21 protein-coding genes are annotated in these 23,754 nt (G+C 66.0%); 11 read left to right on the top strand and 10 right to left on the bottom strand.

Annotated elements, in window-relative coordinates; translation table 11 throughout:
• Positions 1-31: 31 nt before the first annotated feature.
• On the bottom strand, positions 32-976 hold the full coding sequence (gene ispH / locus IP86_RS08110) for a 4-hydroxy-3-methylbut-2-enyl diphosphate reductase (RefSeq protein WP_054162010.1): 945 nt from the start codon (positions 974-976) through the stop codon (positions 32-34).
• A gap of 302 nt (positions 977-1,278) precedes the next feature.
• Here ispH and hpnN point away from each other — a divergent pair, with 302 nt between their 5' ends.
• Entirely contained in the window at positions 1,279-3,885 is a 2,607-nt protein-coding gene (hpnN, locus tag IP86_RS08105; protein ID WP_054162009.1) for a hopanoid transporter HpnN, read from the top strand.
• A gap of 318 nt (positions 3,886-4,203) precedes the next feature.
• A complete protein-coding gene (gene hpnO, locus IP86_RS08100) occupies positions 4,204-5,595 on the top strand; it encodes an aminobacteriohopanetriol synthase HpnO (RefSeq protein WP_054162008.1) in 1,392 nt (463 codons plus the stop codon).
• A gap of 326 nt (positions 5,596-5,921) precedes the next feature.
• Here the strand turns inward: hpnO and IP86_RS08095 are convergent, their stop codons facing one another.
• Positions 5,922-7,994 (bottom strand): TonB-dependent receptor, encoded by a 2,073-nt coding sequence (locus IP86_RS08095; protein WP_245290567.1) that lies wholly within the window; start codon positions 7,992-7,994, stop codon positions 5,922-5,924.
• 576 nt (positions 7,995-8,570) lie between these two features.
• Here IP86_RS08095 and IP86_RS08090 point away from each other — a divergent pair.
• The 3 genes from IP86_RS08090 to IP86_RS08080 are packed head-to-tail and all read left to right on the top strand — an operon-like array spanning position 8,571 to position 11,520.
• Positions 8,571-9,662 carry an ABC transporter substrate-binding protein gene (locus tag IP86_RS08090; RefSeq protein WP_082363891.1) on the top strand — a complete coding sequence of 364 codons (1,092 nt, stop codon included), beginning with the start codon at positions 8,571-8,573 and terminating at the stop codon, positions 9,660-9,662.
• Positions 9,659-10,750 (top strand): FecCD family ABC transporter permease, encoded by a 1,092-nt coding sequence (locus IP86_RS08085; protein WP_054162006.1) that lies wholly within the window; start codon positions 9,659-9,661, stop codon positions 10,748-10,750. The genes IP86_RS08090 and IP86_RS08085 overlap by 4 nt, the downstream gene beginning before the upstream one ends.
• Positions 10,747-11,520, top strand: a complete 774-nt coding sequence (locus tag IP86_RS08080; RefSeq protein ID WP_054162005.1) for an ABC transporter ATP-binding protein — start codon at positions 10,747-10,749, stop codon at positions 11,518-11,520. Before IP86_RS08085 ends, IP86_RS08080 begins: the two co-directional genes overlap by 4 nt.
• On the opposite strand, the gene IP86_RS08075 is transcribed toward IP86_RS08080, so the two are convergent.
• The 4 genes from IP86_RS08075 to IP86_RS08060 all read right to left on the bottom strand — a co-directional run bounded on the left by IP86_RS08075 (position 11,515) and on the right by IP86_RS08060 (position 15,201).
• Positions 11,515-12,144 carry a hypothetical protein gene (locus IP86_RS08075; RefSeq protein ID WP_054162004.1) on the bottom strand — a complete coding sequence of 210 codons (630 nt, stop codon included), beginning with the start codon at positions 12,142-12,144 and terminating at the stop codon, positions 11,515-11,517. The two genes, IP86_RS08080 and IP86_RS08075, sit on opposite strands and share 6 nt — an antisense overlap.
• Positions 12,141-12,746, bottom strand: coding sequence for a hypothetical protein (locus IP86_RS08070; RefSeq protein ID WP_054162003.1), 606 nt, complete (start codon positions 12,744-12,746; stop codon positions 12,141-12,143). The genes IP86_RS08075 and IP86_RS08070 overlap by 4 nt, the downstream gene beginning before the upstream one ends.
• Before the next feature lie 14 nt (positions 12,747-12,760).
• The gene (locus IP86_RS08065; protein ID WP_054162002.1) at positions 12,761-13,288 is read right to left on the bottom strand and encodes a hypothetical protein; all 528 of its coding nucleotides are present in this window, start codon (positions 13,286-13,288) and stop codon (positions 12,761-12,763) included.
• A 293-nt stretch (positions 13,289-13,581) separates the two neighbouring features.
• Positions 13,582-15,201, bottom strand: coding sequence for a GMC family oxidoreductase (locus tag IP86_RS08060; RefSeq protein WP_054162001.1), 1,620 nt, complete (start codon positions 15,199-15,201; stop codon positions 13,582-13,584).
• Positions 15,202-15,345: 144 nt separating this feature from the next.
• Between IP86_RS08060 and IP86_RS08055 the strand changes: the two genes are divergently transcribed.
• Complete coding sequence (locus IP86_RS08055; RefSeq protein ID WP_054162000.1) at positions 15,346-16,515, top strand: M20 aminoacylase family protein; 1,170 nt, start codon at positions 15,346-15,348, stop codon at positions 16,513-16,515.
• A 146-nt stretch (positions 16,516-16,661) separates the two neighbouring features.
• Positions 16,662-17,162, top strand: a complete 501-nt coding sequence (locus IP86_RS08050) for a YciE/YciF ferroxidase family protein (RefSeq protein WP_054161999.1) — start codon at positions 16,662-16,664, stop codon at positions 17,160-17,162.
• 193 nt (positions 17,163-17,355) lie between these two features.
• On the opposite strand, the gene IP86_RS08045 is transcribed toward IP86_RS08050, so the two are convergent.
• A complete protein-coding gene (locus IP86_RS08045; protein WP_054161998.1) occupies positions 17,356-18,063 on the bottom strand; it encodes a hypothetical protein in 708 nt (235 codons plus the stop codon).
• A gap of 188 nt (positions 18,064-18,251) precedes the next feature.
• Between IP86_RS08045 and IP86_RS08040 the strand changes: the two genes are divergently transcribed.
• Positions 18,252-18,590, top strand: coding sequence for a DUF6949 family protein (locus IP86_RS08040; RefSeq protein ID WP_054161997.1), 339 nt, complete (start codon positions 18,252-18,254; stop codon positions 18,588-18,590).
• Positions 18,591-18,663: 73 nt separating this feature from the next.
• The gene (locus IP86_RS08035; protein WP_054161996.1) at positions 18,664-19,194 is read left to right on the top strand and encodes a gamma carbonic anhydrase family protein; all 531 of its coding nucleotides are present in this window, start codon (positions 18,664-18,666) and stop codon (positions 19,192-19,194) included.
• A gap of 52 nt (positions 19,195-19,246) precedes the next feature.
• On the opposite strand, the gene IP86_RS29025 is transcribed toward IP86_RS08035, so the two are convergent.
• On the bottom strand, positions 19,247-19,405 hold the full coding sequence (locus IP86_RS29025; RefSeq protein WP_197279698.1) for a hypothetical protein: 159 nt from the start codon (positions 19,403-19,405) through the stop codon (positions 19,247-19,249).
• Positions 19,406-19,418: 13 nt separating this feature from the next.
• Entirely contained in the window at positions 19,419-19,637 is a 219-nt protein-coding gene (locus IP86_RS08030) for a hypothetical protein (protein WP_054161995.1), read from the bottom strand.
• A gap of 180 nt (positions 19,638-19,817) precedes the next feature.
• Between IP86_RS08030 and IP86_RS08025 the strand changes: the two genes are divergently transcribed.
• Entirely contained in the window at positions 19,818-20,222 is a 405-nt protein-coding gene (locus tag IP86_RS08025; RefSeq protein ID WP_054161994.1) for a hypothetical protein, read from the top strand.
• A gap of 443 nt (positions 20,223-20,665) precedes the next feature.
• Here IP86_RS08025 and IP86_RS08020 read toward each other — a convergent pair whose 3' ends face one another.
• Positions 20,666-22,156, bottom strand: a complete 1,491-nt coding sequence (locus IP86_RS08020; protein WP_054161993.1) for a porin — start codon at positions 22,154-22,156, stop codon at positions 20,666-20,668.
• 530 nt (positions 22,157-22,686) lie between these two features.
• Here IP86_RS08020 and IP86_RS08015 point away from each other — a divergent pair.
• A complete protein-coding gene (locus tag IP86_RS08015; protein WP_054161992.1) occupies positions 22,687-23,217 on the top strand; it encodes a MarR family winged helix-turn-helix transcriptional regulator in 531 nt (176 codons plus the stop codon).
• Positions 23,218-23,754 lie beyond the last annotated feature (537 nt).

Raw genomic sequence — 23,754 nt, 5'->3', positions numbered from 1 at the left:
TTCTCTTTCATTCAAATCGTCGAAGTGCGGATCAGGCCGTGACCAGCTCCGCCGGCAGAACGAACTCGATGTTTTCCTCGCGGCCCGGAAGCATCGAGACGGTCACCGGAACGATCCGGCGCAGCGCCTCGATCACGTCGTCCACCAGCACTTCAGGAGCGGACGCGCCGGCGGTGATCCCCACCGCCTTCTTGCCCACGAGCCATTCCGGGTTCAGCTCGCTGCCGTCGGCAATGAGGTAACTCGGAATGCCGGCTTCGGTACCTATTTCCCGTAGCCGGTTGGAATTCGAACTGTTGTTGGCGCCGACCACCAGGATCAGATCGACCAGCTTGCTCATGTCCCGCACCGCCGATTGCCGGTTCTGCGTGGCATAGCAGATATCGCGGGTGTCGGGACCCTGGATATCCGAGAATCGCTGTGAAAGCGCGGCGATGATGTCTTTGGTGTCGTCGACGCTCAGCGTGGTCTGGGTGATATAGGCGACCGGGGTGTCGGACGGCAGGGTCAGCGACGCCACGTCCTGCAGGTTCTGCACCAGCAGCACCGGACCCGGAACCTGGCCCATGGTGCCCTCGACCTCGGGGTGGCCGGCATGGCCGATCAGGATCAGGGTGCGGCCCTTGGAGGTGTAGCGCTTGCCCTGGTTGTGAACCTTGGTCACAAGCGGACAGGTTGCATTCAGCACCGGCAGGTCGCGCGCGGCGGCCTCTTCCTCGACGCTGCGGGCGACGCCATGGGCGCTGAACACCGTGACGGCTCTGGCCGGCACTTCGGACAGGTCCTCGACGAAAATGGCGCCTTTCGCCTTCAGGCTCTCGACGACGTATTTGTTGTGCACGATCTCGTGCCGCACATAGACCGGCGGCCCATACTTCTCGAGCGCGCGCTCGACGATCTCGATCGCACGGACGACGCCGGCACAGAACCCGCGGGGCTGGGCAAGAAAGACTTCGAGAGGTCGAACGTCAGACAAAGGGCACCACGCTCATGATTGATCGTCTCCTGGCGACATTATGGGCAATTCCCGTACCATGTGCTAGCCGGTATGGGGGCACCCGAAAATGCGAGCGACGCAGGGTTCCCACGGGCGCTGTTTGAAAACGCCCTTGGCAATCCAGCCTGTTGAGATTACTTCCGGCCACGACGCCTGCGGGCTTCATGGGTATTTGCGGTCTTTGATCCGTCGTCGGAACGCACAGGCCGGTTCGATCGTCTTTCGGTACCCGGCGGAGCCGCCGCATTCTAGGCAAGCCGATAGCAATAGAAAGAGCAAATGTGCTGAAAAGTGCCGTCGTTTCCATTGTCAAAGCCAGCACCCGGTTTGCGTCTATTACTGTCACGATCGGAGTACTTCTGGCGATCGCCAGCGGCTTCTATACTTTCAAACACTTTGGCATCAACACCGATATCAATCATTTGATCTCGGCCGATCTCGACTGGCGCAAGCGTGATATCGCGTTTGAGAAGGCGTTCGATCAGGAAAGATTGATCCTGACGGTGATCGAGGCGCCGACGCCGGAATTCGCCAATGCTGCCGCGGCCGCGCTGTTTCGGAAATTATCAAGCAATAACATCAACTTCGAGTCGGTCAAGCGGCTCGGGGGCGGGCCGTTCTTCGACCGCAACGGGCTGTTGTTCCTGCCCACCGAGGAAGTCGCCAAGATCACCGGCCAGTTCCAGTCCGCCGTTCCGCTGATCGAGATCCTGGCTGGCGATCCCAGCATCCGGGGGCTCACGGCTGCGCTGGAGACGGGGCTGGTCGGTGTGAAGCGCGGTCAGGCCAGGCTCGACGGTGCTGCCGCACCGTTCAACACCATCAGCCAGACGGTCGAAGACGTCCTGGCCAAGCGTCCGACATTTTTCTCCTGGCGCGGTCTGAGCAGCCCCGAGCCGCTGACCGACGGCGACAAGCGGCAGTTCATCGAGGTCAAGCCGATCCTCGATTTCCAGGCGCTGGAACCCGGCAAGGACGCCACCGACGCCATCCGTCAGGCCGCGGCCGACCTCAAGCTCGAGCAGGAGTTCGGCGCCCAGGTGCGGCTGACCGGTCCGGTGCCGATCGCCAATGAGGAATTTGCCACCGTCAAGGACGGCGCCGTCGTCAATGGCATCGGCACGGTGGTGGTGGTGCTGTTCATCCTGTGGCTGGCGCTGCATTCCGGCAAGATCATCTTCGCCGTTGCTGCCAACCTCTTCATCGGCCTCGCGATCACGACCGCGGTCGGGCTGATGCTGGTGGATTCGCTGAACCTGCTGTCGATCGCCTTCGCGGTGCTGTTCGTCGGCCTCGGCGTCGACTTCGGCATCCAGTACAGCGTCCGCTACAGATCGGAGCGCCACAAGGCCGGCGATCTCGACAAGGCGCTGGTGCAGGCGGCGGACTATTCGGCCGTGCCGCTGTCGCTGGCGGCGATGTCGACCACCGCCGGCTTCCTGTCGTTCCTGCCGACCTCCTACAAGGGCATCTCGGAACTCGGCGAGATCGCCGGCGCCGGCATGGCGATCGCGTTTCTCACCAGCATCACGGTGCTGCCGGCGCTGATCAAGCTGCTCAATCCGCGTGGCGAGAAGGAGCCGCTCGGCTACGCCTTCCTGGCGCCGCTCGATCATTTCCTCGAGAAACACCGGATCGCGATCATCGCCGGCACCATCGGCGTGTCGCTCGCCGGCCTGCCGCTGCTGTACTACATGCAGTTCGACTTCAACCCGATCAACCTGCGCAACCCGAAGGTCGAATCGATCGCCACCTTCCTCGACCTGCGGCGCGATCCGAACACCGGCGCCAATGCGGTCAACGTGATGGCGCCGAACGAGCAGGGCGCGCGCGAGATCGAAGCCAAGATGGCGAAGCTGCCGGAAGTGTCGCGCACGCTGTCGCTCGACACCTTCGTGCCCGCCGACCAACCGGCCAAGCTCAAGCTGATCCAGGCCGGCGCCAAGCTGCTCGAGCCGGCGCTCAATCCGGATCAGGTCGACCCAAAGCCGACCGACAAGGAGAACGTCGATTCGCTGAACAGCTCGGTGGAGGCGCTGCGCAAGACCGCCGGAGATGCCGCCGGTGCCGGCCCTGACGCGGCACGACGGCTCGCAAAGGCGCTGGCCGCGCTGGCCACCGCCGACCAGGCGACGCGCGAGCAGGCGCAGGCGGTGTTCGTGACGCCGCTGAAGATCGCTTTCGACCAGCTCCGGAGCATGCTGCAGGCGCAGCAGGTGACGCTCGACAATCTGCCGGAAGACATCGTGTCGTCGTGGAAGACCAAGGACGGCCAGGTCCGCGTCGAGGTGCTGCCGAACGGCGATCCGAACGACAACGACACGCTGCGCAAGTTCGCCGCCGCCGTCCTGAAGGTCGAGCCGCACGCGATCGGCGGCCCGGTGTCGATCCTGAAATCGGGCGACACCATCGTGGGTTCGTTCATCCAGGCCGGCCTTTGGGCGCTGCTGTCGATCTCGCTGTTGCTGTGGATCACGCTGAAGCGCTTCACCGACGTGCTGCTGACGCTGGTTCCGCTGCTGGTGGCCGGCGCGGTGACGCTGGAGATCTGCGTGCTGATCGATCTGCCGCTGAACTTCGCCAATATCGTCGCACTGCCGCTGATGCTCGGCATCGGCGTCGCGTTCAAGATCTACTACGTCACGGCTTGGCGCGCCGGCCGCACCAATCTGCTGCAGTCGGCACTGACACGGGCGATCTTCTTCAGCGCGCTGACCACGGCGACGGCGTTCGGCAGCCTGTGGCTGTCGAACCACCCTGGTACCGCCAGTATGGGCAAACTGTTGGCGCTGTCGCTGCTGACCACGCTGGGCGCGGTGCTGCTGTTCCAGCCGGCGCTGATGGGCAAGCCACGGCACATCGACGAAAGCGGCGATACGGATCTGTGAGTTGCCGCAGGCGGCGCGTCCGCCTGCGGGGACGGCGACCGGCCGGGAGAAGTTTTCCTCGCCGCCGCGTTCTGGAGGAGGAAACCTGCGCCGCATCGCAGGAGCTGTCCCGATTGCCGCAGGGCGCCTGACAGGGCTGGCGCCGCCCGGCCGGATCGGACTATACGAAGGGTGGGGGCATCTTTCGTACGCCGCGTGGCCACTGCCGCAATATTGGCATGTCGCTCACGCATCACAATCCCGGAAAGAAAGCGCGAGCGCGGTACGACGTCTGCCTTTTGTGTTGACGGCGGCTCCAACAAGCGACGTAACTAACCCATGAACCAGCCGAATTTAGATCTCGCCGAGATGTTCGCGGCCCGTGAGGCCCAGCGCAGCAACATGCACGCGCGGCATCTCAACGAGCAGCTCGTCCGTGTCCTCAAGACGATCGGCTACGACGTCGGTTTCCAGAAGGGCACCGGCCAGTATCTCTACGATCGCGACGGCGCGCGCTATCTCGACCTGCTCAGCGGCTTCGGCGTCTTCGCGCTTGGTCGCAACCATCCGGTGCTGCGCAAGGCGCTGCAGAGCGTGCTCGACGCCGACCTGCCGAACCTGGTGCAGCTCGACGTCTCGACCCTCGCCGGCATCCTCGCCGAGCGGCTGCTCGAGCAGGTGCCGTATCTCGACAAGGTGTTTTTCGCCAATTCCGGCGCAGAGAGCGTCGAGGCCGCGATCAAGTTCGCGCGCGGCGCCACCGGCCGCAACGGCATCGTCAACTGCGACCACAGCTATCATGGTCTCACCTATGGCGCGCTGTCGCTGACCGACGACCAGAACTTCCAGGGCGGCTTCGGGCCGCTGCTGCCGGGCGTCACCACCATCCCGTTCAATGATCTCGAGGCGCTGGAGAAGGCGTTGTCGACCCGGGAGGTCGCCGCTTTCATCGTCGAGCCGATCCAGGGCAAGGGCGTCAACATGCCCACCGACGAGTTCCTGCCGGGCGCGGCGGCGCTGTGCAAGCGCTACGGCACCCTGTTCGTGGCGGACGAAATCCAGACCGGCATGGGCCGCACCGGCCGCTTCCTCGCGGTCGAGCACTGGAACGTCGAGCCCGACATCGTGCTGCTGTCCAAGGCGCTGTCGGGCGGCCACGTGCCGGTCGGTGCGGTGCTGACCCGCAAATCGATCTTCGACAAGATCTTCAACCGCATGGACCGCGCGGTGGTGCACGGCTCGACCTTCGCCAAGAACGATCTGGCGATGGCCGCCGGCATTGCGACGCTGGAAGTGCTGAAGGCCGAGAAGCTGGTCGAGGCCGCGGCCAAGCGCGGCGCCGAGTTGCGGCTGGCCCTGACCCGCATGGTGCCGGGCTACGAACTGCTCAAGGAAGTGCGCGGCAAAGGGCTGATGATCGGCGTGGAATTCGGGCCGCCGAAATCGCTGCGGCTGAAGGCGTCGTGGACGATGCTGGAGAGCGCCAACAAGGGCCTGTTCGTCCAACTCATCACGGTGCCGCTGTTCAAGGATCACAAGATCCTGACGCAAGTCGCCGGCCACGGCCTGCACACCATCAAGCTGCTGCCGCCGCTGACCATCACCGAAGACGACTGCGCCTGGATCGAACGCGCCTTCGACGACACCATCGCGGCCAGCCACAAGGTCCCGGGCGCGATCTGGTCGCTCGGCAAGACCCTGGTCGACAACGCGATGCGCAAATCGGCGTAGTCCCGTGTCCCGCACGCGGTGCAGCGCGTCGCGCTGTGCCGCAGGTGCGGGTCCCCGGTCTTTTGTTTGAATAAATAGCCAGCCTCGTAAAGCCTGAAACGGAATCCCGGATCTGCGCAGCGGCACTGCGTGCCGCAGCGCGTCCGAGACACCGTCTTACGATTTCCGATTACGGCGATGATCCGTATCGATCGCAGAACCGGCCATCGCGGCCGCGCGAAGCGTGATGCTGCGGCACGACGTTCTGGAGGTTGGCTCTGAATGACCAGGGCTTCCCGGAAAGCCCGGCGCACAGGGCTTTCCGGCGTGAGCGGTTGACCGGTGCGTCAGAACGTATGCGTGAGCCGCGCGGTGAAGTTGCGGCCCGGTTCGAGCAGCGGGTTGTACATCGAGCTTGGGTACGATCTGTTCACGTAGGTCGCCGCGCTGACGTATCGCGTGTCGAAGATGTTCTGCAGGCTGACATGCAGCTTGGTGTCGCCGAGCCGGCGCGACACCAGGATGCCGAGATCGAACGACGCGTAGAGGCTGGGCACGGCGTAGCCGGCCGTCGGATATTCCTGCGCGGTGTCGATGCGGCTCTTCGCTCCGGCCCAGTCGATGGCCGCGCCGAGCGAGTAGCCTGAGTCGAGCGGCGCGTATTGCACGCCGAACCGTCCCTTCCACGGCGCGATGAACGGCAGCGGCTTGTCGGTATCGGTGTTGGTCGCCTGCAGCCAGGCGGCATTGCCGTTGAGGTTGACGGAGGGCGTGAGCTGCCAGCGCCACTCCGCCTCGACACCGTTTACGGTGGCATGGCCGACGTTCTGGCTTTGGGTCACCGACGCGCCGTTGTAATTGACGAAGGCGGTCTGCAGGAAGTTCGCATAGTGGCTGTCGAACGCCGTGACCTTGAGGGTGGCGGCCGGGAAGTTGAGTTGGAAGCCGCCCTCATAGGTGAGGCCGGTCTCCGGCTTCAGTTCCGGATTCGGAATCGAGGTCGCCGAGAAGGCAAACAACTCCGAATTGGTCGGATAGCGATACGACGTGCCGACCGAGGCGAGCAGGTCGAGCATCGGGGTCACATGCACGGTGGCGCCGACGCTGCCCGTCGGCGCAGTGGCGGTGACGTCGCTGTTCTGGCGAAGAACCGCGAGCGCGCGGGCGGAGCTCACCGGCGACAAGTCGGTCGTGGTGTTGAACCAGTCGTAGCGGCCGCCGGCGGACAGCGTCAGCAGCCGGTTCGGCGTCCACTCGTGCAGCATGAAGGCGCCCGCATTGGCCTGGGTGTTGTCGGGTCCGGTCTTGGCTTCGGGCGTGAATGTCGAGGTCGTCGCTGTCTGGCGGAGCGACCATGAGCTGCTGCCCGGGCGCCATTCCTGGAAGCCATCGATGCCGAACGTCGTCTTCACCAGTCCCCACGCCGCCGGCTCCCACGGGATCACGCCCTGCGCCCGGCCGCCGATCACCAGCGGACCGCCGACGTGGCTGACCGAGCTGGTGACGACGCCCGGCGTCGCGGTGTTTACGGTGGCGACCTTGGTGTCGAAATAGTTGGCGTAGAACGATCCCTCGACGTGCTGCACCAGATTGTCGGTGAAGTCGCCCGCATAAGACAGCTTGGCCATATGCACCTGGTTGGGCTGCTGGCGCACCTTCATATACGGCCAGCCCGGCGCACCGCCGACGCCGCCGGCACGGCCGTCCTCTTCCCAATACTCGCGCAGCGTCAGCTCGAATCGCTGGTCGCGGTTGGGCGACCAGCCGAGCCGGAAGTTGCCGCCGATGCTCTCGTAGTCGCTGTTGAGCGCCGGGCCGGCGGACGTGTGATAGTTGCCGCCCTTGCGATAGCTGACGCCGCCGAGCACGTCGAAGCCGAGGCCCGCGGCCTGCGCCCATTCGTAGGTGCTGAAGCCGTTGTCGACCGAGCTGTAGCCCGCCGAGAAGCCGCCATGCGCGAGCCGCCATGGACCGAACGGATCGACCGCCGGCCGGCGGGTGACGACATTGACCAGTCCGGTCATCGCCTCCGAGCCGTACACCACCGAAGCCGGACCGCGCACCACTTCGACGCGTTCGATCTCCTCGGGCGCGAAGTAATTGAGCTGCAGCGTGTTACGGCCGCGGAAGCGGTCGCCGTCGATATACATCGGCGAGCGCCAGTTGTTGGACGAGAAGCCGCGCAGATAGATCTGGCCGCCGATGCCGCCGGCGCGGGCGATCGACACGCCGGGCACGCTCTGCAGAATATCGAGCAGGCTGGTCGGGCTGGTCTGCTCGATCTGCGCGCGCTCGACGACGGTGATGCTCTGCTGTGCCGGATGCGGAATTCCGGCTTGCGGAAGCTTGCCGCCAAGCGGACCGAGAGCGGTACTGCCGCTCTGTTCTGCGCCCGTCGTCGCGGCTTGCTGATTGGGCACGGGCTTGGCCGGCGCTGCGATGCGCCGCGCGCCGCGATTTGTACTCTGCCGTACGGGACGACCGGGCTTCGACGCCTGTCCGGCTTCGACGTTCACGGGCGGCAAAGCGTGTCCCGTCTCGCGCCGCGACGGATCGGCCGTCTGCGCCCGCGCATCCACGCTCAATCCGGCCGTGATCACGCAAGCCATCGCGACACTTAGTCCGTATGTCGATGCGACAACTACACTCTTTCTCGCTGCGACCGAACGAGTTCTCGACACCATGAGCTAAGTCCCCCACCACTCAATCAGTGAGTGAGGTCCTTATCGTGCGACAATCCTGCGGACCACAATCCGTGCGCGAGTTCGAACTATTACAACTCGCCTCGATCGGTGATGCGATCGAGGCGACACGCGTGGCGTCGCGACGATCATCGCAGAGCACGTTCGCCTCTGGAGTTATTCTATGATGATCGGGCCCGATCACGGCCATTCGCAGCGACGTTTTGCTTTTGCGCGAGGCCGCGGCGGCCTATGCAGTCAGGCGCGCTTCGCCCGCGCGCGTCGTCAATCGCCTCGCCGAGGATCGTCGAATTCATGTCGCTGTTGTCGCGTTTGATAAGCTCGTCCATCGTGGCGGCGGGCGGCTTTATCGTCGCGTGCGGATGGTTCGGTGCGGCGCAGGCGCTCGATCTCACCGATCAGCGCGGGCGAGTCGTGAATGTCGCTGCGCCCGCGCAGCGCGTCGTGTTTCTGCCGATGCCGGCGCCGTCGACCTACATGGCGATCGATCGCTCGACCGCGCATGTCGCCGGCATGAATCCGGCGTCGGCGAGCGCGATGCAGTCCGGCATCCTCGGCCACATCTTTCCATCGTTCGAGAAGATCCCGACCGGCATCACGCGTGGTGCCGGCGTCGTGCCGAACGTCGAGGCGATCATGGCGCTGCATCCGGATGCGGTGCTGCAATGGGCGACCTCGGGCGACGAGCCGATCGCGATGCTCGACCGTGCCGGACTGACGGTGCTGGGCTTACGTTACGGCGGCCAGGACGAGGTCGACGGCGCCATCCTGATGATGGGCAAGCTCGCCGGGCAGGAGGCGCGCGCCACCGAGATCGTCGAACGTCAGCGGCGCCGCCGCGATCTGCTCGCAGTCGCGCTCGGCGACATCGCCGATAGCGCGAAGCCTCGCGTCCTGCATCTGTCGCACGCATCGGATTCTTTTGCGGTCGCCGGGCGCGACAGCTACGCGGATTTCGTCATCCGCACGGCGGGCGGCCGCAATGCCGCGAGCGAAATCGGCGGCAGCCGCACCGTGACGCTCGAGCAGATGCTGGTGTGGAATCCCGACGTCATCCTGCTCGGCAATTTCGACACTGCGATGCCCTCCGACCTGTACGGCGATCCACGCCTGCAAAGTATCAGTGCGGTGCGAGAGCGGCGCGTCTATCGCGTCCCGCTCGGCGGCTATCGCTGGGATCCGCCAAGTCACGAATCGGCGCTGGCCTGGACGTGGCTCGCCGGCCTGCTGCATCCCGGCCGCGTCGCCATCGACCTGCGTGCCGACATGCGCGACTGGTACACGTTCCTGTACGGACACGCACTGGCCGACGGCGAGATCGACGACATTCTTTATGCGCGGCAGAACGGCCGATCGGCCGGCTATGCGCGCCTGGCGGTGCGATGACTACGCTCGATACGGCCAACGTTCGTGCGGGGCGCCCGATCGCGCTTCCGATTGCGATCGCGGCACTGGTCGCACTGCCGATCGCGACGGCGCTGCTGTGCCTGTCGGCCGGCCGCTATCAGGTGCCGGCCGCGCATGTGTTCGGCATTCTGCTCCACGAGCTGCTTGTCGGCTTCGGGCTTGCGGCGGCCGACTGGCTTCCGTCCGGCTTGGCGACGGTGAGTTGGACCCCGACCGAGCGCATCGTCGTCACCACCGTGCGGTTGCCGCGGGTGCTGATGGCCGGAATCGCCGGTGCCGGGCTGGCGCTGTCCGGTGCGGTGCTGCAGGGCATGTTTCGCAATCCGTTGGTCGGCCCGCAAACGATCGGCGCGGCGTCCGGCGCTTCGCTCGGCGGCGTCGTCGCCATCCTGCTGTTCGGCTTCGGCCTGCCGGTGCATGTCGGCGCCTTCGCCGGCGCCGCGCTCGCGCTCGCTGCGGTGTTGATCGTGCATCGTGGCGACGGCGTCTCGCCGGTGCTGACGCTGGTCCTTGCCGGTGTCGTGGTCGGCGCCTTCTGTGGCGCCCTGGTCGGTTTCGTCACGTTCATCGCCGATCCCGAAGTGAAGCTGCCCGGCATCGTGTTCTGGCTGCTCGGCAGCTTCGCCGCGGCGAGCTGGCCGAATGTCGCGCTGCTGGCGGCGTGCAGCCTCGTCGGCGGCAGCGTGATGCTGGCGATGAGCTGGCGCGTCAATGTGCTGTCGCTCGGCGACGAGGAGGCGCGGTCGCTCGGCGTCGATCCGCGGCGTGACCGGCTGATCCTGCTCGCCGCGACCTGCGTCGCGGTCTCGGCCCAGGTTGCGGTCTCCGGCACGATCGGCTGGGTCGGCCTGATCATCCCCAATCTGGTGCGGATGGTGGTCGGCGCCGATCATCGTCGTTTGCTACCGATCTCGGCAGTCGCCGGCGCGGCGTTTTTGATGGCGGCCGATACGCTGGCGCGCGATCTGTCGGCCGCCGAAATCCCGGTCGGCATCGTCACGGCGATCATCGGCACGCCGGTGTTCGCCTGGTTGCTGCGCCGGCATGCGCGAGGGCAGGCGGCATGATCAGGGTCGAACGTGCTGGGCACTGGTTTCGGGCGGAGCAGTGGCTGTTTCGCGATCTGTCGTTCTCGGTCGCGGATGGCGAGGCGACGGCGATCCTCGGGCCGAACGGCTGCGGCAAGACCACGTTGCTGCGCGCGCTGGCAGCCACGCTGGCGTTGCAGGAAGGCCGGATCGCGATCGACGGAATCGTCGGCGTCGTGCCGCAGGCGCTGCGCGCGGACGTCGCCTATCGGGTGATCGACATGGTGCTGCTCGGCCGCAGCCGCTATCTCGGACGGTTCGGTGCACCGGGCCGGCGCGATCTCGCCCGCGCCGAGGCCTGCCTCGCGGCGGTCGGCCTGATCGATCTGGCCGAGCGCCGCTACGATCGGCTGAGCGGCGGTCAGCGCCAGCTCGTCTTGTTCGCCCGTGCGCTCGCCAGCGATTGCCGCGTACTGCTGCTCGACGAGCCGGCCTCCGCGCTCGACCTCGCCAATCAGGGCGTCGTGCTGCGGCTGATCCGCCGGCTGGTGCGCGAGGAGGGGATGACGGTGCTGTTCACCACGCATCATCCCGATCATGCGCTGGCGGTCGCCGACAAGGTGCTGATGATGACCGGCGAGCCGGTGTTCGGCCCCGTCGCGACGACGCTGGACGAAGCCAATCTGGCCCGGCTCTACGGCGTGGCGGTGCGCCGCGTCACCGTCGAGGTGGAAGGCCGCCTCGTCGAGGCGACCGTGCCGGTGCATCGGCTCGACGGCGACGTCACGATCGGCGCGCCGCCGTCATGAGCGGGCGGCTTCCTGCGCCCAGCGCAGGAAGCCATCGAGAAATCGCGTCGTCGCCGGCATGAACCGGCTGCCGTGGTGATAGAACGGGTCGAGCGTCGAGACGATAAGCCGGCCCGGCGTGCTGATGCGGTCCTCGTAGAGCAGCGCACCGCCTGGATCGCGGCCGTCGCGATCGTCCGGCACGGTGACGAGCGGCTCGGCACCGTCCGGCGGAAACAGCACGCCGTGGATGTGCCAGACCGTCGATGCCGGCGCGACGTAGCGGAACAGTTCGTGCTCCGGCGCGACGAACTGGTGCGGCGGTTTCTGCGCAGGGTCCAGCCACCACCAGAAATTGGTCGGGCGCGCAGCGCTGCGCACGCCCGGCGCCCAGGTCTCCGCCTCGCATTCGCCGAGCACCACCAGCGTTCGGCCGCGGGCGAGAAAGTCGGTCAGAAGCGGCTGGTGCCGGCGCAACAGATCCGGGTTGGTGCGGTCGGGCACGATCAGCAGCGTCGGCTCGGCGAGATCGGGCGCGGTCAGCGCCGGCGCGTAGATCACGCGATCGAAGCGGTCGCGGAAGCGTTCGCCGAAGATGGTCTCGTGATGATAGTACGTGCCGCTGTCGAGAACAGCCACGGTCATGAGCGCGCCTCCACCAGCCAGGACATCAGTTGCGGCAGCAGGCGCCGGCTCGAATCGTCGCCGCCGAAGCTCCACAAATCATTGCCGCCGTGCATCAGCACGCGGCCTCGGCCCAGCGGATAGATGAAGTCGAGCGGCCGCGCCTCCGGCCCCAGCGTGTGGATCACGGTCGAGCCGTGCGGCGCGACATGCCAGGCGTGGCCGTAGAAGCCGGCGACGCCGCGGCGGAAGGTGAGGTCGTCCAGCGCGACGCCGTCCCAGATCGGATGCGCGACGGCGCGGGCGATGGTCAGGTCGGCAAGACTGCCGCCGCCGAGCGGTTGCACCGGGGAGAGACCGGGCAGGAACGGGTGGGCGATATGGCCGCTGACCACGGCGATGCCGCCGGCCGCGACGTAATCGCCGAGCAGCGCGGCGTTCGCCTGCAGAAAGCGCTGGTCCATGTGCATGCCGATCAGCAGCGCATCGGCGTCGCCGAGCAGGGCTGCATCGGGTGCGTAAAGGTCGACGTCGCGGATCGTGCAGTCGAGGCCGGACAATCGTTCGGCCCATGCGGCCGACGAGGTGGTGTGGCCGCAGGAAAAGCGGATGATGGTCGTCATCGCGGACCTGCCGCTCAAAGCCGGTCGAACAGCGCGTCCGGCGACGCGGCCAGCACGTCGTCGGCAATGCTGCGCTTGAGCACCGACAGCTCCGCGGTTTCCGCTTCGCTGCGTTCGCTGCCGCGGGCGATCAGTTCGAAGAACCGTTCCGGCACCACGCCGCAGCGCAGCGCTGCACCGATGTGGCGATCGCCCGCCAGGACCCGCCAGCTATACGACATGTCGACGCCGGGACACAGCCGTGCTTGCGGTAGCGCGCGATCCACCGTGTAGACCCCTCGCGTCACCGCGCGGGTCACGAATTCGAATGCGTCGCGAACGCCGGGACCGGGATGTCCGCTGATCACCACGAGATCGACGCGACGCGGCGGACGCTGCGGCGAGAGTGCCGGCAGCATCAGGCGCAGCGCCTGAAACGTCACCGCCAACATCGCCAGCGCGGCCTGGCCGTGATACGCGGCGACCGCGTCGTAAGGAATGTGGATGAGTTCTTCTTCGCCTTCCACGGTGATCGCGGGGCGGGTGTCGGCGGCTGTGATCATGGACTTGCACTTTGCGGAGCGGTGGAAGCGGCGCGGCCGATGGCATCGACGCGACGGCCGGCTGCGTAACAGCAATGCCCGGGTGCGGCAATTTCCGGCGCTCGCGCATAGCGTGAGATGATCGCTGCTGATCCGCGTAACGTCATGGCCGAGCGCGGTTCTTCGCCCCGTTTAGAATAGGCGGAAGATCGCGCTGATCGAGACGAATGCCGAGCCGCCGGGCGACGCTGCAAGGTGCGGTGACGACCGGACGAGTCGAGCCAGTCCGCTGCTCAGCGGTCGGCTGTCCTCGCTTACTTCCCGTCCTCCAAGATCATGCCGGCGCCTTTCTCGGCGATCATCGCGGTCGGGGTGTTGGTGTTGCCCGAGGTGATTGTCGGCATCACCGAGGCGTCGACAACGCGCAGGCCACCGAGGCCATGCAGGCGCAGGCGCTCGTCGACCACCGCCAGCGGATCGCTGGCGAGGCCCATCTTGGCGGTGCCGACCGGATGGAAGATCGTGGTGCCGATGTCGCCGGCGGCCTTCGCGAGCGAAGCGTCGTCGTCACCGACCGACGGGCCCGGCAGAAATTCTTCGGGGTGATACTTCGCCAGCGCCTGCTGCTGCATCAGCCGGCGGGTGACGCGGATCGCGTCGGCGGCGACGCGGCGGTCGTCTTCGGTTTCGAGATAATGCGGCGCGATCGATGGCGGCGCGTCGAGCGCGGTGGATTTCAGCTTGATCTCGCCGCGCGAGCTCGGCCGCAGATTGCAGGCCGCCACCGTGATGGCCGAGAAGCGGTGCAGCGGATCGCCGAACTTGTCGAGCGACAGCGGCTGTACATGAAACTGGATATTGGCGCGCTCCTGGTGCGGATCGGAGCGGGTGAAGATGCCGAGCTGCGACGGCGCCATGGTCAGCGGACCGCGGCGGCGGAACGCGTAGTCGACGCCCATCCAGGCGCGGCGTGGCAGCGAGTGATAGATGTCGTTGAGCGTGCGGCCGCCGCTGATCCGGTAGATCGCACGCTGCTGCAGATGGTCCTGCAGGTTGCGGCCGACGCCTGGGAGATCCAGCACCGGTGCGATGCCAAGCGGCGCCAGCCATTCGGCGGGGCCGATGCCCGAGCGCTGCAGCACCTGCACCGATCCGATCGAGCCGGCGCACAGCACCACCTCGCGCCGCGCGCGGGCTTCGACGGCGACGCCGTTTTGCTGAAACCGCACCCCGACCGCGCGGCCGTTCTCGACCAGCACGCGATCGGTGAGCACATTGGTTTCGAGACGCAGGTTCTTGCGGTGCAGCGCCGGCTTGAGGAAGCCGCGCGCCGACGACCAGCGCCGGCCGCGCTTCTGGTTGACGTGGAAATAGCCGACGCCCTCATTGTCGCCGGTGTTGAAATCGGCGCTGCGCGGGATGCCCATTTCGCCGGCGGCGTCCGCCACCGCGTCGAGGATCGGCCACGACAGCCGCGCCGCCTCGATCCGCCAGCCGCCGCCGGCGCCGTGATGCTCGCTGTCGCCGAGGAAATGGTCCTCGAGCCGGCGGAACGCCTGCCGCACGTCGTCCCAGCCCCAGCCGGACAGGCCGAGCTGGCGCCAATGGTCGTAATCCGCGGCCTGGCCGCGCATCGAGATCATCGCGTTGATGGCGCTTGAGCCACCGATCACCTTGCCGCGCGGATAGGCCAGCGAGCGGCCGTTGAGGCCGGGCTCCGGATCGGTCTTGAACATCCAGTCCGATCGCGGATTGCCGATCGCGAACAGATAGCCGACCGGGATGTGAAACCAGATCCAGTTGTCGCGGCCGCCGGCCTCCAGCAGCAGCACCCGGCAGTTCGGATCGGCCGACAGCCGGTTGGCGACGATGCAGCCCGCGGTGCCCGCGCCGACCACGATATAGTCGAATTCGCCTTCGATCTGCGCCGACATCCGTTCCGTCCCGTTCGCTGCGTCCATGACGTCGTGATTTTGCAGACGCTTAGACCGCTGCGACGACGCTGTACAGTTGCTGCGGAGCGGCAGGGCGGCTAGCCTGCCATTTCGGATCGTGAAATTTGGGAGACCGTCAGCCTCATGCCCGTGATCAACCGCGTCGCCGACCTGCAACCCGAGATCATGGCTTGGCGCCACGACATCCATCAGCATCCGGAGCTGATGTACGACGTCGACCGGACGGCGGCTTTCGTCGCCGACCGGCTGCGGGAATTCGGCTGCGACGAGGTGGTCACCGGCCTCGGCCGGACCGGCGTGGTCGGGGTGATCCGCGGCCGCAAACCAGCGGCGGGCGAACTCAAGGTGATCGGGCTGCGTGCCGACATGGACGCGCTGCCGATCGAAGAGGCGACCGATCTGCCCTACGCCTCCAAGGTGCCCGGCAAGATGCACGCCTGCGGCCATGACGGCCACACCGCCATGCTGCTCGGTGCCGCGCGCTATCTCGCCGAGACCCGCAATTTCGCAGGCGACGTGGTGGTGATCTTCCAGCCGGCCGAGGAGGGCGGCGCCGGCGCCGCGGCGATGATCAAGGACGGCCTGATGGACCGCTTCGGCATCGAGCAGGTCTACGGCATGCACAACGGCCCCGGCATCCCGGTCGGCGCTTTCGCCATCAGCCCGGGGCCGATCATGGCCTCGACCGACTCGGTCGACATCCGGATCGAGGGGGTGGGGGGGCACGCCGCCCGGCCGCATATGTGTATCGACTCGGTGCTGGTCGGCGCCCAGCTCATCACTGCGCTGCAATCGATCGTGTCGCGCACCGTCGATCCGCTGGAAGCTGCGGTGGTTTCGATCTGCGAATTCCACGCCGGCAATGCCCGTAACGTCATTCCGCAGATCGCCGAGCTGAAGGGCACCGTGCGGACGCTGAAGGCGGACGTCCGCGACCTGGTCGAGAAGCGGATCCACGAGGTTGCGGCCGGCGTCGCGCAATCGACCGGCGCCAAGATCACGGTCGCGTATGAGCGCGGCTATCCGGTGGTGGTCAATCACGCCGACCAGACCGAGGTGGCGCAGCGTATCGCTCGCGACATCGCCGGCGAGGCCAATGTGGTGTCGATGCCGCCGCTGATGGGGGCAGAGGACTTTGCCTACATGCTGGAAGCGCGGCCCGGCGCCTTCATCTTCATCGGCAACGGCGACAGCGCCGGGCTGCATCACCCGGCGTATAATTTCAACGACGACGCCATCGTGTACGGCACGTCGTATTGGATCAAGCTGGTGGAGACCCAGCTCGCCGCCTGAGCACTCCCCGGGCCCGTATCAAATGATCGACCCGAACGCTTCGCGTAGTTATTGAGTTGGCACTGCGCGAAGCCGCTGGAACTATCGCTCCGAAGTTGCGTTGGGCGCTCGTCTGAGACGGACCCCATCACCAACCGGAGACGACCATGGCCGCTGCCAAAGACAAGACCCTCAACGACCTCTTCCTCGATACCCTCAAGGACATCTACTACGCCGAGAAGCAGATCCTGAAGACGCTGCCGAAGATGGCGAAGGCGGCCAATTCCGACAAGCTGCGTGCGGCGTTCGAGAAGCACGAAGGCGAGACCGAGGGCCAGATCGAGCGGCTGGAGCAGATCTTCGAGCTGCTCGGCAAGCCGGCGCGCGGCAAGACCTGCGACGCGATCAATGGGATCATCGACGAGGGCAAGGAGATCATGGACGAGTACAAGGGCACGGACGCCCTCGACGCCGGCCTGCTCGCCGCCGCCCAGGCGGTCGAGCACTACGAGATCTCCCGCTACGGCACGCTGAAGACCTGGGCCGGCCTGCTTGGCATGAAGGACGCCGTCAAGCTGATCGACCAGACCCTGCAGCAGGAAAAGACCACCGACGGCACGCTGAGCAAGCTGGCGGAAAGCGAAATCAACTACGAAGCCGCGGCGTAACGTCGAAGGATTCTCGAGAGCAGCCCGCCGCACATCTGCGCGGCGGGCCACGACCTCAACCTCTCCGTCATTGCGAGGAGCGAAGCGACGAAGCAATCCAGCTCAGTGCACGGCGCTGGATTGCTTCGTGGAGCTTGTGCCCGGACGGCGCGGAGTCGCCGATCCGGGTGCTCGCAATGACGGGGTCTCGCAGTTATCCCCGCACGGCGTGCAACTGCGCTGTCAGCCGGTCGATCGCGGTGGCGACGTCGCGCCAATTGTTCAGCCATTGCCGGGGAAACCGGAAGGTGAGGTCGGCGCCGTCGATACGGCGCTCGCTGATGCACATCCCCGGCGTCTGCCGGTCGCGCGTGCAGCGCGCCGCGAGTTGCGGCTCCTCGGCCGTGATCAGATCCTCGGCGCTGTAAGGCGAGCCTTCGACGAAGGCGCGAACCCTCAGCCCCTCGTCGACCGGCGCGGTGGACGGCGCCAGATAGCGCGGCAGGATGGTGCGCAGCCGGATCTCCGGCGCCATTGCGTCGTGATGCGCGGCGATCGAGACGAAGATGCGATCGATCGGGTGAAACTCTTCGACGTCCTCGGGGGTGGCGCGCTTCGGTTTTTCCGGTGGCAGCAGCGACGGGTACATGAAGGCGAGGTCGACGCGCTCCTGCGGCCCGGAATGGCGCTGGAATTTCACCCGGAACGCCTTGGTCGGCACGTTGAACAGCGTATCGCCGATGCTCACCGGCGTGCGGTCCGGATCGCCCACCGGCTGCGCCCGCCAGGTCGGCCACAGCAGATAGGCGATGGCTGCGATCGCAAGCAGGGAGATCGTGCTGCCGATCGCGACCGGCACGCGATAGCCGCGCCGGCTGCCGGGACGGGCAGGGCGAACGGACGCTGACGAAACCGAACTCATTGCAAGACTGAACCCGACGAATGACCAGACCACGCCGCGCGACGCCGCGACGACGGCCGCTCTCGCGGCGCACGCGTGCTATCCCTCGCACGCCCGCGTTAACCCAAACTTAACGATGCGATGGCGATCGGCCCGGCTTTTTGCGACACCAGTCGGGCTGGAAAGTTGCCCAAGCGGGACCGTTGCCGATGTCGCCGGATGCGTTCAACAATCTGTTCTCGCTGCTGATCGGGTTCGCCGTCGCGGGCGCGCTCACCAGCGGCTATCAGGCGATGCTGCGGCAGCCGGCCGGGTTCGGCCTGTTGCAGCAAGGCGTGGTCGCGCAGAGCTTCGCGGCGATCCCGTTCCTGATGTTCGCCGCGCCGTTCATCATCATGCGCAACACGCTGCTCGGGCCGCGCCTGCCGGAAAAGCCGCGCCGCCGCGCGGAATTCGTGATGCTGGCGACGGTGCTGGCCGGCACCTGGAGCATGATGTCCGGCACCGTGCTGCTGATGGGCCTGCACGCCGCGGGCGTCATCGCCTGACGACAGGCGGCCCGAAAACAATTGCCCTCGGCGGCCCGCATTGCCATGACTGGTCCCGCAACAGGAGACCGAGATGGCGATCTACGAGCTGGACGGCAACAAGCCTGACCTTCCCCAGGATGGAAACTACTTCATCGCCGACACCGCGTCGGTGATCGGCAAGGTGCGATTGCACCCTTCCGCCAGCGTCTGGTTCGGCGCGGTGCTGCGCGGCGACAACGAGTGGATCGAGATCGGCGAGGGCTCCAACGTCCAGGACGGCTCGACCTGCCACACCGATCCGGGCTTTCCGCTCACCGTGGGCAAGAATTGCACGATCGGCCACAACGTGATTCTGCACGGCTGCAGCATTGCCGACAACGTGCTGGTCGGCATGGGTTCGATCGTGATGAACGGCGCCAAACTGGCGAGCGGCTGCGTGGTCGGCGCCGGCGCGGTGATCACCGAGGGCAAATCGTTTCCGGAAAACTCGCTGATCCTCGGCGCGCCCGCCAAGGTGGCGCGGACGCTGACGCCCGAGCAGGTCAAGGCGATGCTGATGGGAGCGGGTTTCTACGTCGCCAATGGCCAGCGCTACGCCAAGGGGCTGACGAAGATCGGCTGACATCCTCGGCCGCTCCCCCTGGCGCCGCGGCGTGGGCCGCGGACGCCGCAGATCAGCCTTCCGACTCGGAGGCTTCGACCGCGGTGGCTATGCGCTCGTGACCGGCTGCCCACAATGCGTAGTCCTCGGTGCCTTCGGCGAACGGATTGGCCTCGGCGGGAATGTTCTCGCGCGCGGCGCGCGCGCCGAGTTCGAACGGATCGTCGGCCATCATGGTGGTCCTTTCAGTGTTTGCCGCGGTGGTGCTCGGCTGCCGCGCCCTTCGGTTTGGCGGAGCGGGCGCTTTTCTTCAGTGCGTCGCGCAGGTCGATCGGTACCCCGTGCTTTTTCAACAGATCGGCGAACGCCTCGTCGGCGAGCTCCTGCAGCGTGGCCATGCGATCGCGGCCAAGCTGTTTGATCTTGTCGAAAGTGTCCTCGTCGAATCCGATCAGCTTGCGCATCGAGCTCTCCCGCGATCACAAGCCGCCGCCCTTGCAATTCGTTCCGCTGCGCGCGGCCGCGCCGCAGCAGCCGTCCAGTCGCGCAGATTTGAAACGCCCGACGCGTCGATTGCCGAACAATCTGCGGCAGGAGAGCGCATGGTCTGGGGAGGGGCGGGTCGTGCGGAATGGAGTTGGAAGATGATGAGGAAGGCGATCGTTGCGTTATCTGTGGCCGCGCTGGCGGCGCTGGCGGCCCCGACGGCGGCCTCGGCGCGAGGCGGCTTCGGCGGCTGGCATGGCGGCGGCGGTTGGCATGGTGGCGGTTGGCACGGCGGTGGCTGGCATGGTGGCGGCTGGCACGGTGGATGGCGTGGCGGCGGCTGGCGTGGTCCGGGCTGGGGCGCAGTGGGCCTCGGTGTCGGTCTCGGCCTCGCGGCGCCCTATGCGTGGGGCGGCTATGGCTACGGCTACCCGGCCTATTACACCGGCTACGGCTACAGCTATCCAGCCGCGAGCTACTACGACGATGGCTGCTATCTGCGGCGGCAGCGGGTATGGACGCCTTACGGCTGGCGGTGGCGTCGGGTCGAGGTTTGCTACTGAGCGCCGGCGAACGAAGCGGGCGCTTTGCGCCCGCAGCCGCGCGATTCGCAGGTCTGAGGCTCCGGTTCTGAACAAGTTTGGAATCGGAGCAGCCTGCCGCGCCTCGATTGGATGAGCCAGCGCAGATCCATTTAGCGCCGGCCTTGCGTATCAGGCGAAGCGCGGACATTGAGCGCATCTTTGTGCGCGCGTTGCGCGCGGGCGCGACGTCGGCATCCCGCCGGAAACGAAGCCTTATTTGATAGCAGCAAAGCCTGGCAGGGATCGCGTCCGTTACGAGGACGCGCCCGTCGCCATGTCGCTGGTGCCCTCGACGAACTGTCGCCAGCGAAGTGTGGTGTTGCGCGGAAGCGCGTGAGCCATGCCACCCGACATACAGGAAAACCTCCGGCGGGGCATCGCCGGAGGTTCCTGGAGGTTTACATGGTTCCTTTCGTCGTAGTTTAGAAAGTGCGCTGGACGCGGAAGGCGCCGGTCCAGGTGTCCTGGTCCTTGAACTGGTAGACCGCGGTCGGCTTGGTCGCACCCGGGTTCACGGTGCCGGTGGTGCCGGTGTAGTTCTGATCGATCCGGGTGTAGATGACTTCGCCCGAGAACGTCAGGTTCTTGACCGGGGTCCACGCGGTGCGGGTACCGATCTGCGCGATGTTGAAGTTCGGGTTGCCCGTGAAGGTGCCGCCGACAGCGTTGCGGAGGCCCTGGGTGTAGAGCGCGCCGCCGGTGCTGCCGAAGTCGACCGAGGTGTAGGCACCGAAGATCGAGGTCGCCCAGTAGGGGTTCCAGTTGTGGTTGAACGCACCACGGATGCCCCACGCCTTGGTGGTTTCAATGCCACCGCCGGTGGTGAACACGCCGTCGACCGCCGAACCGATCGCGATGGTCTGGTAGGCACCGATGGCGCCGTTGCCGTACATCGAGAAGTTGTTCGGGCTGGTGCCGCCGATCACGTAGCGGATCGCGCCGTCGGCGTAGGTCGCATCGAGGTTGATGCTGTCGCCGGGGCCGGTCGGCAGGTTCTTGAGCGACAGGGCGGCGAGCACCGCGTAGCCCCACTTGTCGTCCGGATGACCGCTGGTCTCCAGGCCGGCGTTGTAGTAGCTGGCGCGGTTCTGGTGAGCCGCGGCCGACACCTGGAAGAGGCCCCAGGCCTGGTCGACGCGGATCTTGCCGACGATGTCCGGGATCTGCGTGCCGGCGACGTAGTTGGTGCCAGCGGCCGCACCCGACAGCCAGGTCGTGCCGTTGTTGGCGGAGCTGGAGCTGCCGAGGCCGGTCACGTTGACGAGGCTGGAGACGCCCTGAGCCTGCCGATAGCCGCTCTGGTCTTCGAGCGAGATCGAGCCCGAGATGCCGTTGCCGAATTCGGCGGTGTAGGCGACCTGGTTGATGCCGGTCGAGGTGTCGTCGCCGCCGAGCAGGTTCGACGTGATGTTGCCCGGAGCGCCGTTCCACGGCGTCGAGAACTGCGACACCGCCTTACCGAAGGTGAAGCCGGCGAACTGCACGAACGCGAAGTAGACGCCGAGCTCACCGCCGGCGACGGTCGAGTTCGAGCCGCCGCTGGTCCAGGTGAACACCGAGTCGAAGTAGGTGCGGACCACGCCGTATTCGGTCGCGGTGCGGGTGTCGATGTTGATGTCCTGACGCGAACGGAAGATGGTGTTGTTCGACAGGCGGTTGCCCTGGCCGGCGTTGCCGTTCCAGGCCGGAGTTTCGGTCATGCCCGAGGCATTGAACGCAACTTCGGCGCGGGTGAAGCCGCCGAGCTTGATGCAGGTGTCGGTGCCCGGGATGTAGTAGAAGCCCGCGCCATAGAGCGAGCAAACCTTGACGTATTCGACCGCCTTGGCCTTGAGCGGAAGGTCGGCGGCTTGCGCAGCCGTCACCATGAGAGCGGCCGTGCTGCCCAGCATCAGGCCCTTAACGAAATTCATTTGAAACCTCCAAGTTTGCCGTTTGGGCGACACCGGTGGCTTCAAGCATCGGCCACGCGATTTCACCCGCGAACCACCTTCGGAGCGCCGGCTATCGCGGGCCGCTCGTCAGGCGGGGACGACTTCGAGGTGCCCCCCTCCGTCGGTCTCGGATTCGATACATAACAAAGTTAGCTATTGGAAGGACCAAACCAGGAGGACGGCCCTCATTCGGGGAACCTGTGGCCGGACCGCAACAGTGTGTCACGATTCTGTCACGGTGCAGGTTCCCGCCCGAACCATCACAAAACAACTCGGTTAATCCCGGGCGTCGGCATAATTTGCTGAATCTGAAACAGATTCAGCACAGGCTTGCTCTGTGACGGTGGCATGAAGCGGTTTTAGGCGCTACATTGTTAATCACAGAGGTAATACTTTGGTCGCTACCGGGCTCGGAGAATACCTTAATCAAAAACATTCCGCCCCTCGTTATCGGGGCCGAATCGAAGCTCGGACGACATTGGGGAAACGCACGATTGGAGGTTCTGGGAATGCCGACTCGGCACAACGCGCAAAAGATCGAGCCGCTCGAGGTCGCCCTCGACGACACCATCGGGCGCGCTGATCATTGCCTGTCGTATCAGGTGATCTGGGATTTCGTCTCGATCAGCAACAATCTCGAGGACATCCGGCGGTCGTGGGCCAAGCTGTTCGGCATCAGTGGCTCACAATGGCTGATCCTGATGGCGATCGGGGATCTCGACAAAGGGAATGGCGTGTCGGTCGGCGAGGTCTCCGACAAGATTCACGCGGTCTCGACCTTCGTGACGACGCAAACCAAGATTCTCGAGCGCCTCGGCCTGATCCATCGCGTGACGTCGACCACCGACGCCCGGGTGGTGCTGATGTCGCTGTCCGAGGCCGCGCGGCAGAAGATCGCCGCGCTGACGCCCCGCTGGCAGGCGCTGCACGCCTATATCTTCAGCGACTTCGATGCCGCGGCGCTCAACGACGTCAAAGCCAAGCTCGAAATCCTCAAGCGCCGCACCAAGGTCGCGATGCAGCGCGTGGCCGAAGACTGAATCGGCCGTCGCCGGCTCGCAAATCCCCCTGGACCCGCTCGTCGCCGCCAAAGCTGCTCCGCAAAAGGTTGCGGCCAGCCTTGGGGGAGGCTGGCCAGAGGCAGTTAAGTCAATAGTTTAGTGAAGTTTCCGGGCCGGTCCACGTGTTCTCCACGCTGCGCTGAGCCGCGATCGTTTCGGCGAAAGGCGGCGCCGATCACGGACAAGTGTCGACCTTCAGGGGATTGCGTTCGGGCAAGCATACGACATATGGTTGCGGTGTTTTGTGCGACGGGGGTCGGCTGGAATGGGAAGGCCTAAGGGGCGGGAAATCCGATTCCCGGGCAAACAGCGCGTGCTCCGGAAGAACGTTTCGAACGAAGAGCTTCACGCGGCCGCTTCCAAGATCAAGTATGCTCCGAGCAATTATCATTGTAAAATCAATGGGAAGCTCGCGAGACGAGTTAAGCCCGCTTCCCCATGCCCAAAGGAATTCTCGTTGCCAGCCGCCGGTGCGGCGATCCGCGAGGCGATCTTGAGCCGTCGAGTTTCCGCGCG

It is taken from the genome of Rhodopseudomonas sp. AAP120 (assembly GCF_001295845.1).
GTDB lineage: Bacteria > Pseudomonadota > Alphaproteobacteria > Rhizobiales > Xanthobacteraceae > Rhodopseudomonas.
This window is presented reverse-complemented; position numbering and strand designations above follow the sequence as displayed.

Coding starts and splice junctions, on each gene's coding strand:
- IP86_RS08045 (WP_054161998.1), bottom strand. CDS start 18,063: ATGAGTTCGGTTTCGTCAGCGTCCGTTCGCCCTGCCCGTCCCGGCAGC.
- IP86_RS08035 (WP_054161996.1), top strand. CDS start 18,664: ATGGCGATCTACGAGCTGGACGGCAACAAGCCTGACCTTCCCCAGGAT.
- IP86_RS08065 (WP_054162002.1), bottom strand. CDS start 13,288: ATGATCACAGCCGCCGACACCCGCCCCGCGATCACCGTGGAAGGCGAA.
- hpnO (WP_054162008.1), top strand. CDS start 4,204: ATGAACCAGCCGAATTTAGATCTCGCCGAGATGTTCGCGGCCCGTGAG.
- IP86_RS08030 (WP_054161995.1), bottom strand. CDS start 19,637: ATGCGCAAGCTGATCGGATTCGACGAGGACACTTTCGACAAGATCAAA.
- IP86_RS29025 (WP_197279698.1), bottom strand. CDS start 19,405: ATGGCCGACGATCCGTTCGAACTCGGCGCGCGCGCCGCGCGCGAGAAC.
- IP86_RS08090 (WP_082363891.1), top strand. CDS start 8,571: ATGTCGCTGTTGTCGCGTTTGATAAGCTCGTCCATCGTGGCGGCGGGC.
- IP86_RS08070 (WP_054162003.1), bottom strand. CDS start 12,746: ATGACGACCATCATCCGCTTTTCCTGCGGCCACACCACCTCGTCGGCC.
- IP86_RS08080 (WP_054162005.1), top strand. CDS start 10,747: ATGATCAGGGTCGAACGTGCTGGGCACTGGTTTCGGGCGGAGCAGTGG.
- IP86_RS08050 (WP_054161999.1), top strand. CDS start 16,662: ATGGCCGCTGCCAAAGACAAGACCCTCAACGACCTCTTCCTCGATACC.
- IP86_RS08025 (WP_054161994.1), top strand. CDS start 19,818: ATGATGAGGAAGGCGATCGTTGCGTTATCTGTGGCCGCGCTGGCGGCG.
- IP86_RS08015 (WP_054161992.1), top strand. CDS start 22,687: ATGCCGACTCGGCACAACGCGCAAAAGATCGAGCCGCTCGAGGTCGCC.
- IP86_RS08055 (WP_054162000.1), top strand. CDS start 15,346: ATGCCCGTGATCAACCGCGTCGCCGACCTGCAACCCGAGATCATGGCT.
- IP86_RS08085 (WP_054162006.1), top strand. CDS start 9,659: ATGACTACGCTCGATACGGCCAACGTTCGTGCGGGGCGCCCGATCGCG.
- IP86_RS08060 (WP_054162001.1), bottom strand. CDS start 15,201: ATGTCGGCGCAGATCGAAGGCGAATTCGACTATATCGTGGTCGGCGCG.
- IP86_RS08040 (WP_054161997.1), top strand. CDS start 18,252: ATGTCGCCGGATGCGTTCAACAATCTGTTCTCGCTGCTGATCGGGTTC.
- IP86_RS08075 (WP_054162004.1), bottom strand. CDS start 12,144: ATGACCGTGGCTGTTCTCGACAGCGGCACGTACTATCATCACGAGACC.
- IP86_RS08020 (WP_054161993.1), bottom strand. CDS start 22,156: ATGAATTTCGTTAAGGGCCTGATGCTGGGCAGCACGGCCGCTCTCATG.